Genomic DNA, 16,408 nt, shown 5'->3' with positions numbered 1-16,408 from the left:
TCACAGCGCCCAGTTACCCAGGTCGGCGTCCTGGCCTTCGCCGCCCTGTACACCATCGGCGCCCAACGAATACACATCGACCCGGCCATGCTCGCCAGGCATGCGGTACTGGTACGGGGTGCCCCACGGGTCCTCCGGCAGGCGGCGTACATAACCATCGCTGCGCCAGGCACGCGGCAGCGGCTCCTGGGTCGGTTTTTTCACCAGCGCAGCCAGGCCTTGCTCATTGCTGGGAAAGCGCAGGTTGTCCAGCCGGTACATGTCCAGCGCCTGCTCGAGCGTGCTCAGGTCGGCCATGACCTTCTGCCGCATGGCCTTGTCCTGGTTGCCGAGCACGCTGGGCGCGACCACGGCGATCAGCAGGCCGATGATGAAAATCACCACCATGATTTCCATCAGGGTGAAGCCGTGTTGGCGCTTGCGTCGATGCTGCATGGGGTTGCTCCTTGTCATCTACAGTTGCAGGCCCTGGTTGAGCTGCATGATCGGCAGCAGCACCGCCAGCACGATGAACAGCACTACGGCGCCCATCACCAGGATCATCAGGGGTTCGAAAAGCGCCATGGCCGTATCCACCTGGCGGGCAAAGCCACGCTCCTGGTCGTCGGCCACGCGCTCGAGCATGTCGGCCAGGGTGCCGCTGGCCTCGCCACTGCCGACCATGTTCACCAGCAACGGCGGGAACTGCTGGCAACCATCCAGCGCCCGGTGCAGGCTGGTGCCGCCCTGCACCTGCTGGCGCACCTGCTCCATGGCCAGGCGGATACGCCGGTTGCCGACGGTTTCAGTGGCCACCTGCAAGGCTTCGAGCAAGGCAACACCGCTGCTGGTGAGGATCGCCAGGCTGCGCGCCAGGCGGGCACTCTCCAGCACCTGTAACAGCCCCCCCACGCGTGGCAGGCGCAGCAGCAGGTCGTCGCGGCGCAGGCACCAGTGCGGCTTGCGCAGCAACCAGCTGGCCAGCAGCGACGTGAGGATGGCCAGCCCCAGTAGCCAGGGGCCGGCGTGCACCAGGCCTTGGCTCAGGCCGATCAGCAATGAGGTGATCAGCGGCAGGCTCTGCCCGGCATGGGCAAACTGTTCGGTGAGCTTGGGTACTACGAAGGTCATCAGGCCGATCACCACCGCCAGTGACACGCCCATCAGCACGCAGGGGTAGATCAGTGCCGTACGCGCCTTGTGCTGCTGGCGCTGCACCTGTTCCAGGTGGTCTGCCAGCCGGGTAAGCACCTGGGCCAACCGCCCGGAGCGCTCACCGGCTTCGACCAGCGCGCAGTACAGACCGGTGAACGGCGCGCCCTGGCGGGCCAGGCTACGGGCCAGGCCCAGGCCCTCGGCGAGCGAGCCACGCAGAGCCACCAGCACCCCGTGCAGGGCTGGCTGGCGCAACTGGCGCTCAAGCGTCGCCAAGGCATCGACCAGCGGGATGCCCGCGCCGGTCAAGGTCGCCAGCTGGCGTGTCAGCTCACACAGCTGGGCACGGCTCAGGCGTTGTCGGCGCGGCTGCCGGGCACCGCTTTCGAAGCGCTGCAACTGGCGGGGGAACAAGCCCTGCTCGCGCAGCAACTGGCGTGCGTGGCGTTCGGTATCGGCCTGCAGGCTGGCTTTGTGGGTCTTGCCGGCTAGATCAACGGCCTGGTAGCGAAAGGTCGGCATGGGTCAGCCCTGCACCACACGCAGTACTTCGGCCAGGCTGGTCTCGCCGCGGGCCAGGCAATCACTGGCCATCGCCACCAGGCTCTGGCGGCGCTCGGCCAGGTAGTCGTGCATGGCCAGTTCACTGGCGCCGTCATACAGCAGGCCGATCAGGCCAGCGTCCAGTTCGATGAATTCGTACAGCCCCAAACGACCGATATAGCCAGTGCCCTGGCATTGCTCGCAGCCCACCGCGTGGTAGCTGCTGCCCAGCGCCGCCAGCTCAGGCCACAGCGCCCGTTCGGCCGGCTGCAATGGCTGCGCCACCGCGCAATGGCACAGCCGCCGCACCAGGCGCTGGGCCAGCACGCCACGCAGGCATGAGGCGATCAGGAACGGCTCGACGCCCATGTCGCGCAAGCGGGTGACCGCGCCCACTGCGCTGTTGGTGTGCAACGTCGACAGTACCAAGTGGCCGGTGAGGCTGGCCTGCACGGCGATCTGCGCGGTTTCCTGGTCGCGGATTTCACCGAGCATGATCACGTCCGGGTCCTGGCGCAGGATGGCGCGCAGGCCAGTGGCAAAGGTCAGTCCGGCGCGCGGATTGATGGCCGTCTGGCCAATGCCGGCGATGGCGTATTCCACCGGGTCCTCGACGGTGAGGATGTTGCGGCTGCCGTCATTGAGGCTGTTGAGGCTGGCGTACAGGGTGGTGGTCTTGCCCGAGCCGGTCGGCCCGGTCGACAGCACGATACCGTTGGGCCTTGTCAGGCAATTGCGCAGGCCGTGCAGCACTGCGTTGGGCATGCCCAGGTTGCCCAACGCCAGCAAGCTGGCCTGCTTGTCGAGCACGCGCATCACCACGCGCTCGCCATGGATACCGGGCAAGGTCGAGACGCGCACGTCCACCTCACGCCCGGCGGCGCGCAAGGTGATGCGACCGTCCTGGGGCTGACGCTTCTCGGCGATGTCCAGGCGCGCCATGACCTTGATCCGCGACACCAGCATGGCCGACAACGCGCGCGGCGGGCGCAACACCTCGCGCAGGTGGCCATCGACACGCAGGCGCACCACCAGGCTCTGCTCAAAGGTCTCGATATGAATGTCCGAAGCGCGCAGGCGCAGGGCCTGGCCGAACAGGCCGTTGATCAGGCGGATCACCGGGGCCTCATCATCGCTTTCGAGCAGGTCCTCGATGCGCGGCATTTCGCTCATCAGGCTGTCCAGATCAACCTGTTCGCCGATGCCTTCGATCAGTGCTTCGGTGGCAGCATCCCCGGCCTGATACAACTGGCCGAGGCGTTCGTCGAACGGCGCAGCTTCCAGGTAGTGCAGTGCCACGGGCTGGCCATGCACACGCAGCAGTTCCTGCAGTTGGTTACTGTCGGCATCGCGGCGCAGCCACAACTGCCAGCCGGTATCCGCCGGGGCCATGGCCAGCCCGGCCTGACGCGCAAGGCGATAGGGCAGCATCACCAGTCGCCCCCGTCCAGGCGCGCGCGGCTGGCCGGGAATACCCGCAGCAGCTGGCCGTCCTGCGCAAGGCCTGGCAGCTTGAGCGGCGTGGTCTGCTGCAGGGTGCGGTACTTGTCTTCGCTCAAACCCGCCAGGCTCGGCCCGTCACGCAGGATGCGCGGGCGGATGAAGACCATCAGGTTCTGCTTGGTGTTCTTGCTGGCCTCGGAACGGAACAGCCGGCCCAGCCCCGGAATATCCCCCAGAAACGGTACGCGTTGATCGCTGGTGCTCAGCTCATCGCTGATCAGGCCGCCAAGAATCACCAGGCCATTGTCCTCGACCATGACCTTGGTCTTGATCTCGCGCTTGTTGGTGATCACATCGCTGGCGGCGCTGGAGTCGGCGATCGACGAGACTTCCTGAACGATATCCAGGCGTACGCTGTTGTCGATGTTGATTTGCGGCTTGATACGCAGCTTCACCCCGACTTCCTTGCGCTCGATGGTCTGGTAGGGGTTGGCGTTGTTCTGCGTCACGGAGCCGGTGACGAAGGGCACTTCCTGGCCGACCAGGATCGATGCCTCGGCGTTGTCCAGGGTCAGCAGGGTCGGCGTGGACAGCAGGTTGAAGCCGCTCTTGCCCTTCAGTGCGTTGATCAGCATGGCGAAGTTGAAGCCACCGCCGAAGTGGCCGATGCCGGCAGTCACGCCCGTGGTGGCCGACAGCAGGTCGCCCAGCGCTTCGTTGTCGCCGCTGGCGGCGGCGCCCGCGATGTTGGCGATGTTCACCCCGTTGCTGCCGAAGTTGACGATGCCGGCGCCGAACTTTTCGTCGGCGAACAGCCACTGCACACCAAGCTCCTGGGCACGGCTGTCGGACACTTCGGCGATGATGGCCTCGACCACTACCTGGGCGCGGCGGATGTCCAGCTGCTCGACGATGGAGCGGTAGGCGGCCAGCTCGCTGTCGGGGCCGACCATGACCACGGCGTTGGTGCCCTCCTCGTACTCCAGGCGTATGCCCGAATCGCTGGCGGCGGCCATCACCGGCTTGTCCTTGGCCTCGCCTTCGCCTGCTCCCTCGCTGGGCACACCGCCTTCCTGGCTCAACCCGCGCAGCACCTTCACCACTTCGCCTGCATTGGCATGGCGCAGGTAGATCACCTGCGTGTTGCTGCTGTGCCGGTTCTCACTGGGCTGATCGAGCTGGCCCAACAGGGCTCGCACACGGTCGGTGCTGCCACGTACCAGCAAGGCATTGCTGCGCGGGTCAGCCACCACCTGGGTGCTGTCGGCGCCCTGCTCTCGGGCCAACAGGCGGGTCAGCAACTGCGCGGTGTCGGCGGCGCTGGCATGGCGCAGGGGCATGACCTTCAGGGGTTCGTCACTGACCTGGTCAAGCTGGCGCAACAGGCTGTCGATGCGTTCGAGGTTGCTGCGCCAATCGGTGACCACCAGCAGGTTGGCCGCAGGATAAGGGGTGATCACACCAACACGCGGGTCGATCAGCGGCTTGAGAATACCGAGCATCTGCTCGCTGGCGGCGTTACGCACATTGAATACGCGGGTGGCCACGCCATCACTGCCTTCGCTGTGCTTGCCGGCGGCTTCAACTGGCACCGGCTCCAGGCGCGCGGCCTGGTCGGGGACGATCTTCACACTGCCATTGGGCAGATCGACCGCGGCATAGCCTTGGGCACGCAGCTGGGCGAGAAAGATGTCGTAGATGGCATCGGCATCGTGGCGGTCGACGGTACGCACCGTGACCTTGCCTTTGACCCGCGGGTCGACGATGAACGTGGTGCCGGTGATGCGCGACACGCTGTCGATGAATTCGCCCAGTTCGGTGTCGACGAAGTTCACCTCGTAAAGCGGGGTGCCGTTATCATCGAAGGTTTCCGGTTCTTCTGCCCAGGCCGCAGCAAGAGCCAGGGTCAAGGCAGCGGCCACGCAATATTTCACCAGCATTGTTCATCCTTGCCGCTTGAAGCCGGTCACGGCGGGGCGTGGCGGCCAGGGCAAGCGTTCACGCCGCCCCTGGTTGTCGAAAATCAGGCCATCGGCGTCGATGTCCTGCAACACGATCCCCGGTGCCAGGCGCTGGCCGCGGCCCAAGGTGCGCACCTGCTGGCCGTAGCGCAGCACCACGACGCTGGCCGACAACGGCTTGGCCTTGAGGCCGCCCAGGTACTGCAATGGCAACCGGGTGAGCGCAATCGAGCCGTCGTCGCCTGGCGCTTGCCAATGGCCGACCAGCAACCCCGGCAGCGGGGCGTCGACGGTAACCGGGGCGCTGGCCGGTTGCGGCTGGCGCGCCAGTTGCAGCACGCATTGGGCGGCAAGCCACCCGGCCAGCGTCAGCAGGCCACCGGTCATCAGGCGAGCAGCGAATGTCATGACATCAGCTGCCGTGGGTGCCAGCCTGGGTGGCCTTGCACGTAGCGCACCTGCGGCACTTGCAAGGCCGCCAGTTGCCAACCCGGCTGCTGCCGCCCGAGCCAGGCCTCGACCCGTTGCCACAACGGCTCACCGGCTTGGGGCTCGAATTGCAGACCAAAGGTGCGGCACAGGCCCTGCACCGGATCCAGGCCAGTGATGCGCTTGCCTTGCGGGCTGTAGCTCACCTGCCAGGCCTGGCCCTGCCAGCGTGGCAGGTCCTGGCTGTTGTCCAGCAGCAAGGGGTCACCGAACAGTTGCTCGGCGGCGTTTTCCAGCACCTGCTCGACCTGCCGGGCGGGCGCCTCGACCACCGGTGCCGGGTAGCCGCCGGTGAGGCTGATCAGGTGCTCGCGCGTGATGGCCTCGCCAGCGGCCAATGGGTAGTCATAGCGCAGGCCCGGCAACAGCACCGGCATGCTGCTGTCATCGGCCAGGGCCTGGTGCAGCAAACGGTCCCAACTGCCGCCACGCGTGTCGCGACGCCACAGCGCCTGTGGCGCAACCGCCAGCGGCTGGTCGAGCCACGCTGCATGGCCTGCGCGCTGCTGGCGCAACTCGGCCTGCAACTGGCTGGCGCGCAACTGCGCTGCGGGTGAGAGTTGCTGGGCCAATGCAGGAAAGAAGCGCCCATCGAACTGCCATTGCCCGGCAACCTGTTGGCAACGCAGGCGAAACGCACCACTGCCCCGGCAACCGGCAAACAACACCGGGATGCGCCGGCCACTGGCCTGGGTCGCCTGCACAGGTGTGGGCCACAGGTCCTGGCCACGTGCGCAGAGCAGCACGTCGATCTGCGCCACGCGCTCGGCCAGCCACAGGCCCGGGCCGGTGCCGACATCCGCCAGCGCCACCACCAGGTCCGCTTCGCGGCGGGCCTGCTCGAAGGTCGGCAGCAGCGATTGGTACCACTGTTTGAGCGAGGCTTTCTGGTCCTGGGCGTAAGGGTCGGTGACGCCCACCACGGCGATGCGTGCACCGCCGCGCTCGAAAATGTGCAGAGGCTCCAGGCCCAAGGTTTTGCGTTGTCCGTCGGCAATACCCGCAGCAAGGGTCATCGCTGAAGACTGGTGGTAAAGGGCGGCACTGCGCTGTGGCCAAAGCACGCGTTCATCACTGCTCACACGGGCTTCGCTGCCCAACAGCCGGCTGCCCTGCACACCGCTCTCGCCCTGGGTCAGATAGGCCAGGCCACTGCCGTTCCAGCCCTGGCCGTTCTCGAGGGTCAGGCTATTGCCCGGCCCCACCTCGGCGCGCAGCTGTTCCAACAGGGCCGCAAGCACGGCATAGCCACCCAGTTGCACGCCGGCCGCCTGACTGGCATCGAGCAAAGGCGCGAGTTGAGGGTAAGCCACGCTGGCGCTGTCGCCGGTCATCCAGGGGGCACGGCCCAGGTGGCTGACCGGGCCCAGGCGGGTCGCCGGCACCACGGGCTGGCCGGGCTGGCGCGCATCGAGGGTGTCGGCGACGTACAACAGGTCCAGGCTGGCATTGCCGCCGCGCTGGCCCGGGAATGCAGAACAGGCACCGAGCAACGGTGCCAGGGCACCGACACCCATCCATCTGATCATTTCGCGCCTGTACACACTGCTTGCCATCGGGCCCGCCATCCTTATCCGAGTTCTCTTTGGGCCCCGGATGTTGCGGCGTTGGCATTACAGTTTGATGGCAGAAATCCGACAACCATTCCAGATTGTTCTGTCTGGCACAGCGATAAGAACTTAATGTTTTAAAGCGACGTTAATATTTCTGCCAAAGAATCATCATCTTTGCGCACTAAAGTCGCGGTTTCCTCCAACTCAGCCAATACAAGGACACCCTGATGAGTCGAGAAACCGGCGACAACCTGGACCGCAACCACAGTGGCAACCTGCCGATGGCCAGCGTCATGGACGCCTACCTCAGCCGTCGCAGCGTGATGCGCGGCAGCCTGGGTGCCGCTATCGCCATGATTGCCGGTACCGGCCTGACCGGCTGCTTCGACAGTGGTGGCGGTTCCGACAACGATGACCCGGCCACCGAGCCGCCGGTTACCGAACCTGAAGTACCGAAACTGGCGCTGGGCTTCCAGTCCATCGCGGGTTCACGCACCGACGCCTGTGTCGTCGCCGCCGGCTACAGTGCCTACGTGCTGGCACCGTGGGGCACGCCGATCAACAGCAACGCCAACCCCTGGAAACCGGACGGCAGCAATACCTCCAGCGACCAGGCCAATGCCATGGGCATGCACCATGACGGCATGCACTTCTTCCCCATCAATGGCAGTTCCGAAGACGGCCTGCTGGCGATCAACTTCGAATACATCGATGCCGCCGCCCTGCACCCCAACGGCCCGACCACCGACGCCAGCGGCAATCGCCCGGCCGAAGAAGTGCGCAAGGAAATCAACGCCCACGGTGCCGGCGTGGTGCGCCTGCAGAAGCTCAACGGGCGCTGGCAGGTGGTCGACAACGACCCGCTCAACCGCCGTTTCACCACCGCCTCACGCATGGAAATCACTGGCCCGCTGCGTGGCACCGACCACGTCAAGACCAAGTATTCGGCTGACGGCACGCACTGCCGCGGCACCAACAACAACTGCGGCAACGGCTACACCCCGTGGGGCACTTACCTGACCTGCGAAGAGAACTGGCCTGGCATTTTCGTCAACAAGGACACCCGTCCGGAGGACCAGCGACGCATCGGCGTAGGCACCTCCAGCGGCCAGTACAAGTGGGAGACCGCTGCTGGTGACAGCACCGAAGAAAACGATGAATTCGCCCGCTTCGACGTGACCATCAAAGGTGCCAGCGCCACCGACGACTACCGCAACGAAGCCAGCACCTATGGCTACATTGTCGAGATCGACCCGTACAACAGCAGCACCCTGGCCACCAAGCGCACCGCACTCGGCCGCTTCCGCCACGAAGGCTGCTGCCCGGGCCTGCCGGTGGCCGGTAAACCGCTGGTCTGGTACATGGGCGACGACTCCAACAACGAGTACCTGTACAAGTTCGTCTCCACCGCGGTGTGGGATGCCGCCGACGCAAGCCCGGCCGACCGCCTGGCCACCGGCGCCAAGTACATGGACCAGGGCAACCTCTACGTGGCCCGCTTCAATGCAGACGGCACGGGCGAGTGGATCCTGCTCGACGTGACCACCGCCACCACTGCCGGCAGCACCCTCGGGGCGCTGTACGGTGACCTGGCAGGCATCATCCTCAACACTCGCGGTGCCGGTGATGCAGTGGGCGCAACACCGATGGACCGCCCGGAATGGACAGCGGTAAACCCGCTCAATGGCGACGTCTACCTGACCCTGACCAACAACAGCGCGCGCACCCCGGAAAAAGTCGATGCGGCCAACCCGCGTGGCCCTAACCGCCACGGCCACATCATCCGCTGGCACGACAGCGACGATCACGTGAGCTTCACCTGGGATATCTTCGTGTTCGGTGCCAACGCCGCCGGCACCGCAGACATCAACCGCTCGGGCCTGACCGAACTCAACCAGTTCGCCAGCCCCGACGGTATGAGCTTCGATAGCCGTGGCGTGTTGTGGTTCGAGACTGACAACGGCGAGAGCACGGTCACCGATTACACCAACGATCAGTTGCTGGCGGTGATCCCTACCGACCTGGTGGATGCCGCTGGCAACCAAATACCGGTCAATGCCCAGAACCAGGTGGACTTGCGCCGCTTCTTCGTCGGGCCGAACGGCAGCGAGGTGACCGGGATTGCCTTCAGCCCGGACAACAAGTCGATGTTCGTCAATATCCAGCACCCGGAAAACTGGCCTTACACCGACAAGGCCACCGATGTGACCCCAGCGGGGACCACGGTACGGCCGAGGGCTTCGACCGTGGTGATCCAGCGCGATGATGGCGGGGAGATCGGGACCGTCTGATCCGTTTTTGCATCAGGGCCGCTGCGCGGCCCAATCGCCGGCAAGCCGGCTCCTACAGGTATGGGAGTCGGTTTGCCGGCGATTGGACTGCACGGCAGCCCTTGAACATGATCACCAGGCCATTGGTGCCCGACTCTTCACCCGCACCTGCTGCGCCGGCACCCGCGCATGCCACTGCACCACTCCCAACGCCTCCAGCTCAAACGCGCTGCGTATCGTCCTGCCCTGTTCTTCGAACGAAAGCTGCAACTGAAAATGCCCACTGTTGAGCAGCAACCCTTCGCTCAACCGCTCAAACGTTTCGTCATCCACCGCCCCCAGCGCCTGACGCAACGCTGCGGCATCTACATAGCCCGACGCCGGCCGACCACTGACGATGCGGCTGAGCAACGAGCGGGGATACCGCCCTTCATAAAGCGCCTCCAGCAATGGCAGATGCTCCAGGCCTACAGCATTGGCATTCAGGCGCCAGCCGGTGGTCTGCGGCAAAGCACACAACATCGGATAACGGCGCTGGCGCGAGGCATCCGCTTCGAGCAGCAGGTTCAACTCACTGGTGTCCAGCATCGGCTGGTTGGCCGCCAGACGAGGCGGCTGCTGGCGCAGATACTGGGCACTTTCGGCGCCCTGCAAGCGTGCATCGCTGTCGCTGTCGAGCCAGTCTGCCAAGGCGTCGACCAGACGTTGCGCGGCCATGTTGTCGCCCAGCAAACGCCGTAGCTGGCGCTCGGCACGTTCACCGTCATCCCCCAGCAGCGCATTGACGTTGAAGCAGGTGTGCTGGTCGTACACCCGCAGTTGTGCCTGGCCGGCGCCAAAATCGTAAGTCAACGGTTGCCCCCGCAGCGCCTGCCAGAACAGCGGGCTAAGCCGCCAGGCGGGGTCACGCAAGGCCTGCTCGGCATAGGCCAGGCCAGCCTGCTCCATGGCCCGCACCTGTACCCGTTGGCGCAGCAGCTGTACGTCATCGACCTGACGCCGACCATCCTCCACCAGCCAGGCCATCCCCGCTGCGAGCATCGCCAGTACCACCAACACCATCAGCAGCGCGGCGCCCTGCTGTCGCTTGCCACCCATGGCGCAGCACTCCTCTTATCGAACAAGGCGCCAGTCAACAGGGGAGTTGTTGCAGGCAGATTGCAAATACCTTGCAGTCATGTTCGCGTCATCTACGCGAGGCAGGATTGGCCTTTCTTTTCATGGCCTTACAGGAGTGGTCGTAATGGGTGGCATCGGAATCTGGCAGCTGGTGATCGTACTGATGATCGTGTTTCTGCTGTTTGGCACCAAACGCCTCAAGGGTCTGGGCAGTGATGTTGGCGAAGCGATCCAGGGCTTTCGCAAGTCCATGGGGGGCGACAGCGATGCCAGCACCCAAACTGCAGCACCGCAGGTACAACAGGAGCCACTGACCCGTTCGCCTGCGCCACAGCCGCACGCGGATCGGCAGGCCTGATGTTCGAGGTAGGCTTCAGCGAGATGCTGCTGGTGGGCATCGTCGCGCTGCTGGTGCTTGGCCCGGAACGCTTGCCCGTCGCGGCGCGTACGCTGGGCCGTGGCCTGGGCCAGGCGCGCCGGGCAATGCAGGGTTTGCGCGCGCAGATGGAACGCGAAATCGACATGCCCAACCTCGACAGCGCGCCATTGCAACGCCTCGAGCAGGAGCTGCGCCAGGGCATCAGCCTCAAGGCGGAACCGGCCACTGACGCTGCAACGGCCACGGTCATTCGGGAGACCACCTCATGAGTATCGCCCTGGACCCGGCGGCACACATGCCGCTCACCGGTCACCTGCGCGACCTGCGCAAGCGCCTGGTGCGCTGCCTGCTACTGGTCGCGCTGGTGTTCGCCGGCCTGTTCCCCTTCGCCCAGCAGCTCTACACACTGATTTCCGAACCGCTGCGCCGCTTCCTTCCGGAAGGCGCCAGCATGATCGCCACCAGTGTCACCTCGCCCTTTCTCACACCGTTCAAGCTGACCGCGATGTGTGCGCTGTTCGTGGCCATGCCGCTGCTGCTGCATCAGGCCTGGGGTTTTCTTGCGCCGGGCCTTTACCGCCGCGAGCGGCGCATCGCCCTGCCCTTGCTGGTGTCGAGCATTGTGCTGTTCTACGCCGGCATGGCGTTCGCCTTCTACCTGGTATTCCCGATGATGTTCGGCTTTTTTGCCAGCGTGACGCCGGACGGCGTGGCGATGATGACCGACATCAGCCAGTACCTGGACTTCATCATGGCGCTGTTCCTGGCGTTCGGCCTGGCCTTCGAGATCCCGGTGGCAACGTTCATCGTGGTCTGGGTGGGGCTGGCCGACGTGGCCACGTTACGGCGCAGCAGGCCCTACGTAGTTGTCGGCTGCTTTGTGGTGGGGATGGTCCTGACGCCGCCGGATGTGTTCTCACAGACCATGCTGGCGGTGCCGATGTGGGTGCTGTTCGAGGTGGGGTTGCTGGCGTGTGCCGGGTTGCGGCGGGAGGGGCAAGCGCCGCAGAGCGTCGCTGAATGAACCGGGTTCATCGCCGGCAAGCCGGCGATGAACTCAGCTCGGCCTAGAAATCGGCGAGGCGCCAGACTTCGTAGGCCGGTGTTTCGTAAGGATGGCTCTGCCTGAGCGCAGCGACGACCTGGGTAATCAGGTCGTCGGCCACCACCAGCTCCACCTTCCACTCCTCCACCACCTCGACCTGGCCGGTTTGCCCAAGGAACGGCTGGCTGCCGTCCAAGGGGCGAAACTGGCCGTGGCCCAGGGTTTGCCAGGCGCAGTGGTCGTAGTCGCCGATACGCCCGCCACCGGCGGCGAACACGGCGGCCTTGACCACGTCGACGTGGCTGGCCGGGACGAAGAAGGCGAGCTTGTACACGCCTTAGTTCACCCAGACGCGCGCGTTACGGAACATACGCATCAGCGCGGCGTCTTCCTGCCACTCATCCGGGCGCCAGGAGTTCTGCACGGCGCGGAACACGCGCTCCGGGTGCGGCATCATGATGGTCACGCGGCCGTCGCGGCTGGTCAGGCCGGTGATACCACGCGGCGAGCCGTTCGGGTTGGCCGGGTAGGCTTCGGTGACCTTGCCGTGGTTGTCGACGTAGCGCAGGGCCACGCAACCGGACAGGTCGGCTTCCAGCAGTGCCTCTTCGCTGGCGAATTCGGCATGGCCTTCGCCGTGGGCGATGGCGATCGGCATGCGCGAACCGGCCATGCCCTGCAGGAAGATCGAGTTGGACTTCTGCACCTCGACCATGGCCACACGGGCTTCGAACTGCTCCGAGCGGTTGCGCACGAAGTGCGGCCAGTACTCGGTGCCCGGGATCAGCTCGTGAAGGTTGGACATCATCTGGCAACCGTTGCACACGCCCAGGGCGAAGCTGTCGGTACGCTCGAAGAAGGCCTGGAAGGCATCACGGGCACGGGCGTTGAACAAGGCCGACTTGGCCCAGCCTTCACCGGCACCGAGCACGTCACCGTAAGAGAAACCACCGCAGGCAACCAGGCCCTTGAAGGCTTCGAAGTCGACGCGGCCAGCGAGGATGTCGCTCATGTGCACGTCGATGGCGGCGAAGCCGGCGCGGTCGAAGGCGGCAGCCATCTCGACCTGGCCGTTGACGCCCTGCTCACGCAGGATCGCCACTTGCGGGCGCACGCCCTTCTTGATGTACGGCGCAGCGATGTCCTCGTTGACGTCGTAACCAACCTTGACCGACAGGCCCGGGTTGTCTTCTTCGAGCAGCGCGTCGAACTCCTGGTCGGCGCAGTCGGCGTTGTCACGCAGGCGCTGAACCTGGTAGCTGGTCTCGGCCCACTGGCGCTGCAGCATACGACGGTCGTCGTCGAACAGCACCTGGCCGTTCAGGCTGATGGACACCTCGGCGTTGTTGACCGGTTTGCCGATCACCGCCACGCAACCTTCACCCAGGCCTGCGGCGCTGAACTGCGCCAGCACGTCCGGGGTAGCATCCTGGCGAACCTGGATGACTGCGCCCAGCTCTTCGTTGAAGAGGATGGCCGGCACGTCATTGCTGTTGTCGGTCAGCGGGTCCAGTTGCAGGTCGAGGCCGCAGTGGCCGGCGAAGGCCATTTCCAGCACGGTAGTCAGCAGGCCGCCGTCGGAACGGTCGTGGTAGGCCAGCAGGTGGCCGTCGGCGTTCAGGCCCTGGATCACGGCGAAGAACGCCTTGAGGTCTTCGGCGTCGTCGACGTCCGGAGCCTGGGCTGCGATCTTGCCGTAGGTCTGCGCCAGGATCGAAGCGCCCATGCGGTTCTTGCCGCGGCCCAGGTCGATCAGGATCAGGTCCGTCTCACCCTTGTCCATGCGCAGTTGCGGGGTCAGGGTCTTGCGGATGTCGGTGACCGGGGCGAAGCCGGTGATGATCAGCGACATTGGCGAAGTGACGCTCTTCTCGACGCCCTCTTCACTCCACTTGGTCTTCATCGACATGGAGTCCTTGCCGACCGGAATGGTCAGGCCCAGCTCCGGGCACAACTCCATACCGACAGCCTTGACGGTGTCGTACAGACGGGCGTCTTCGCCTGGGTGGCCGGCAGCGGACATCCAGTTGGCCGACAGTTTGATGTCGGACAGCTTTTCAATCTGCGCGGCAGCCAGGTTGGTCAGGGTTTCACCGATCGCCATGCGGCCGGACGCTGGCGCGTCGAGCACTGCCAGCGGCGTGCGCTCACCCATGGCCATGGCTTCACCGGTGTACACGTCGAAGCTGGTGGCCGTGACGGCGCAGTCGGCTACCGGTACCTGCCACGGGCCGACCATCTGGTCGCGGGCCACCAGGCCGGTGATGGTGCGGTCGCCGATGGTGATCAGGAAGCTCTTGCTGGCAACCGCCGGGTGGTTCAGGACACGCTGCACGGCGCTGTCCAGGTCTACCTTGCTCGGGTCGAAATCATCGCCCAGTTCGGCTTCGCGGGTTACCGAACGGTGCATGCGCGGCGGCTTGCCCAGCAGCACGTCAAGCGGCATGTCCACCGGCGTATTGCCGAAGTGGCTGTCGGTCACGGTCAGGTGCGGCTCTTCGGTCGCCTCGCCAACGACGGCGAACGGGCAGCGCTCGCGCTCACAGATGGCCTGGAAGCGTTCGAAGTCGACAGCACTGACGGCCAGCACATAACGCTCCTGCGATTCGTTGCTCCAGATTTCGTGCGGGGCCATGCCCGGCTCGTCGTTGGGCACGTTGCGCAGTTCGAAGCGGCCACCGCGGCCACCGTCGTTCACCAGTTCAGGGAAGGCGTTGGAAATGCCGCCGGCGCCAACGTCATGGATGAAGGCGATCGGGTTCTTGTCGCCCAGCTGCCAGCAACGGTCGATGACCTCCTGGCAACGGCGCTCCATTTCCGGGTTTTCGCGCTGCACCGAGGCGAAGTCCAGGTCCGCCGAGCTGGCACCGGTGGCGACCGACGAAGCGGCGCCGCCGCCCAGGCCGATCAGCATGGCCGGGCCACCGAGCACGATCAGCTTGGCGCCGACGGTGATTTCGGCCTTCTGTACGTGGTCTTCACGGATGTTGCCCATGCCGCCGGCCAGCATGATCGGCTTGTGGTAGCCGCGCACTTCTTCACCGTGCGGGGTGTTGATGGCCTGCTCGAAGGTACGGAAGTAGCCGGTCAGAGCCGGGCGACCGAATTCGTTGTTGAACGCTGCGCCACCCAGTGGGCCTTCGATCATGATGTCGAGGGCGTCAACGATACGCTCAGGTTTACCGTAGGCCTGCTCCCATGGCTGTTCGAAGCCCGGGATGCGCAGGTTGGACACGGTGAAGCCGGTCAGGCCGGCTTTTGGCTTGGCGCCACGGCCGGTAGCACCTTCGTCACGGATTTCGCCGCCCGAGCCGGTGGAGGCACCGGAGAACGGAGCGATGGCGGTCGGGTGGTTGTGCGTCTCGACCTTCATCAGGATGTGCACCGGCTCCTGCACCGCGCCGTACTGGCGGGTCTCAGGGTTCGGGAAGAAACGCCCGGCAACGTTGCCGACGATCACCGAGGCGTTGTCCTTGTACGCAGACAGCACGCCTTCGCTGTGCATCTGGTAGGTGTTCTTGATCATGCCGAACAGGCTCTTTTCCTGAGCCTGGCCGTCGATGTCCCAACTGGCGTTGAAGATCTTGTGGCGGCAGTGTTCGGAGTTGGCCTGGGCGAACATCATCAGCTCGATGTCGTTCGGGTTGCGTTTGAGCCCCTGGAAGGCGTTGACCAGGTAGTCGATCTCGTCTTCGGCCAGGGCCAGGCCCAGCTCGATGTTGGCCTTGGCCAGCGCGTCGCGGCCACCGGCCAGGATATCGACCGACGTCATCGGCTTGGGCTGGGCATGGCTGAACAGGTCGCTCGCCTGCTCCAGCTGGGCCAGCACGCGCTGGGTCATGCGGTCGTGCAGTTCAGCGGCGACAACGGCGGCGTCGGCGTCGCTCAGGTCACCGGCAACGTAGTAGGCGATGCCGCGCTCCAGGCGCTGGATCGACTGCAGGCCGCAGTTGTGGGCGATGTCGCTGGCCTTGCTGGCCCAGGGCGAGATGGTGCCCAGGCGCGGCACGACCAGGAACAGGCGGCCAGTCGGCTCCTGCACCGGCACGCTCGGGCCGTACTTGAGCAGACGGCCCAGCACCTGCTGCTGGTCGGCGGTCAGCTCGCCGTCGACATCGGCGAAGTGGGCAAATTCGGCATACAAACCAGTAACAGCGGGGACTTTCTGGCTCAGTTGCTCGAGTAATTTACCGTGGCGAAAGGCAGAAAGGGCAGGAGCGCCGCGCAGGATCAACATCGTCGGGACAGCCTCAGGAAGGGGTGTGCTTAGAGGCCGTGCATTCTAGCCTAATTCCGCGGCTTGCGGCACCCGCCAGAGGGCAATGCTGCCGGGCGGCGGAACCGGACTTCGGGGTCAAAAAAAGCGACAAGCCGCAAGCTGCAAGCTACAAGAAAAAACAGGTGGCGCGCAGGTCGCATTTTTCTTGCCGCTTGCAGCTTGCATCACAGAACGCGCTACCAGACAACCTGGC

13 protein-coding genes are annotated in these 16,408 nt (G+C 65.2%); 4 read left to right on the top strand and 9 right to left on the bottom strand.

Features of this window, described 5'->3' with window-relative positions; all coding sequences use genetic code 11:
• Genes gspG through IWW33_RS16545 form a run of 6 tightly spaced genes read right to left on the bottom strand, consistent with a single transcriptional unit; the run spans nucleotide 1 to nucleotide 7,126 of the window.
• Nucleotides 1-435 carry a type II secretion system major pseudopilin GspG gene (gene gspG / locus IWW33_RS16570; RefSeq protein WP_046784384.1) on the bottom strand — a complete coding sequence of 145 codons (435 nt, stop codon included), beginning with the start codon at nucleotides 433-435 and terminating at the stop codon, nucleotides 1-3.
• 18 nt (nucleotides 436-453) lie between these two features.
• Nucleotides 454-1,656, bottom strand: coding sequence for a type II secretion system inner membrane protein GspF (gene gspF, locus IWW33_RS16565; protein ID WP_012315992.1), 1,203 nt, complete (start codon nucleotides 1,654-1,656; stop codon nucleotides 454-456).
• A gap of 3 nt (nucleotides 1,657-1,659) precedes the next feature.
• A complete protein-coding gene (locus IWW33_RS16560; RefSeq protein ID WP_119687698.1) occupies nucleotides 1,660-3,108 on the bottom strand; it encodes an ATPase, T2SS/T4P/T4SS family in 1,449 nt (482 codons plus the stop codon).
• The gene (gspD, locus tag IWW33_RS16555) at nucleotides 3,108-5,060 is read right to left on the bottom strand and encodes a type II secretion system secretin GspD (RefSeq protein WP_115273989.1); all 1,953 of its coding nucleotides are present in this window, start codon (nucleotides 5,058-5,060) and stop codon (nucleotides 3,108-3,110) included. Before gspD ends, IWW33_RS16560 begins: the two co-directional genes overlap by 1 nt.
• 3 nt (nucleotides 5,061-5,063) lie before the next feature.
• Nucleotides 5,064-5,489 (bottom strand): pilus assembly protein PilZ, encoded by a 426-nt coding sequence (locus IWW33_RS16550; RefSeq protein ID WP_115273988.1) that lies wholly within the window; start codon nucleotides 5,487-5,489, stop codon nucleotides 5,064-5,066.
• Nucleotides 5,486-7,126, bottom strand: a complete 1,641-nt coding sequence (locus tag IWW33_RS16545; protein ID WP_174142349.1) for a lipoprotein UxpA — start codon at nucleotides 7,124-7,126, stop codon at nucleotides 5,486-5,488. Before IWW33_RS16545 ends, IWW33_RS16550 begins: the two co-directional genes overlap by 4 nt.
• Before the next feature lie 224 nt (nucleotides 7,127-7,350).
• Between IWW33_RS16545 and IWW33_RS16540 the strand changes: the two genes are divergently transcribed.
• Nucleotides 7,351-9,414, top strand: coding sequence for a PhoX family phosphatase (locus IWW33_RS16540; protein WP_125924471.1), 2,064 nt, complete (start codon nucleotides 7,351-7,353; stop codon nucleotides 9,412-9,414).
• 111 nt (nucleotides 9,415-9,525) lie between these two features.
• Here IWW33_RS16540 and gspK read toward each other — a convergent pair whose 3' ends face one another.
• Complete coding sequence (gene gspK, locus IWW33_RS16535) at nucleotides 9,526-10,491, bottom strand: type II secretion system minor pseudopilin GspK (protein WP_115273985.1); 966 nt, start codon at nucleotides 10,489-10,491, stop codon at nucleotides 9,526-9,528.
• Nucleotides 10,492-10,636: 145 nt separating this feature from the next.
• Here gspK and tatA point away from each other — a divergent pair, with 145 nt between their 5' ends.
• Genes tatA through tatC form a run of 3 tightly spaced genes read left to right on the top strand, consistent with a single transcriptional unit; the run spans nucleotide 10,637 to nucleotide 11,915 of the window.
• Entirely contained in the window at nucleotides 10,637-10,870 is a 234-nt protein-coding gene (gene tatA / locus IWW33_RS16530; RefSeq protein WP_046784392.1) for a twin-arginine translocase TatA/TatE family subunit, read from the top strand.
• On the top strand, nucleotides 10,870-11,160 hold the full coding sequence (gene tatB, locus IWW33_RS16525; RefSeq protein WP_046784393.1) for a Sec-independent protein translocase protein TatB: 291 nt from the start codon (nucleotides 10,870-10,872) through the stop codon (nucleotides 11,158-11,160). The genes tatA and tatB overlap by 1 nt, the downstream gene beginning before the upstream one ends.
• A complete protein-coding gene (tatC, locus tag IWW33_RS16520; protein ID WP_115273984.1) occupies nucleotides 11,157-11,915 on the top strand; it encodes a twin-arginine translocase subunit TatC in 759 nt (252 codons plus the stop codon). The genes tatB and tatC overlap by 4 nt, the downstream gene beginning before the upstream one ends.
• 43 nt (nucleotides 11,916-11,958) lie before the next feature.
• Here the strand turns inward: tatC and IWW33_RS16515 are convergent, their stop codons facing one another.
• Nucleotides 11,959-12,270 (bottom strand): NGG1p interacting factor NIF3, encoded by a 312-nt coding sequence (locus IWW33_RS16515; protein WP_174142348.1) that lies wholly within the window; start codon nucleotides 12,268-12,270, stop codon nucleotides 11,959-11,961.
• 3 nt (nucleotides 12,271-12,273) lie between these two features.
• On the bottom strand, nucleotides 12,274-16,173 hold the full coding sequence (purL, locus tag IWW33_RS16510) for a phosphoribosylformylglycinamidine synthase (RefSeq protein WP_115273983.1): 3,900 nt from the start codon (nucleotides 16,171-16,173) through the stop codon (nucleotides 12,274-12,276).
• Nucleotides 16,174-16,408: the final 235 nt, after the last annotated feature.

Origin of the sequence: Pseudomonas sp. M2 (assembly GCF_015751845.1) — a bacterium.
GTDB classification, from domain to species: domain Bacteria; phylum Pseudomonadota; class Gammaproteobacteria; order Pseudomonadales; family Pseudomonadaceae; genus Aquipseudomonas; species Aquipseudomonas putida_E.
The sequence above is the reverse complement of the archived record's forward strand: the minus strand, read 5'-3'. Positions and strand labels throughout refer to the sequence as shown.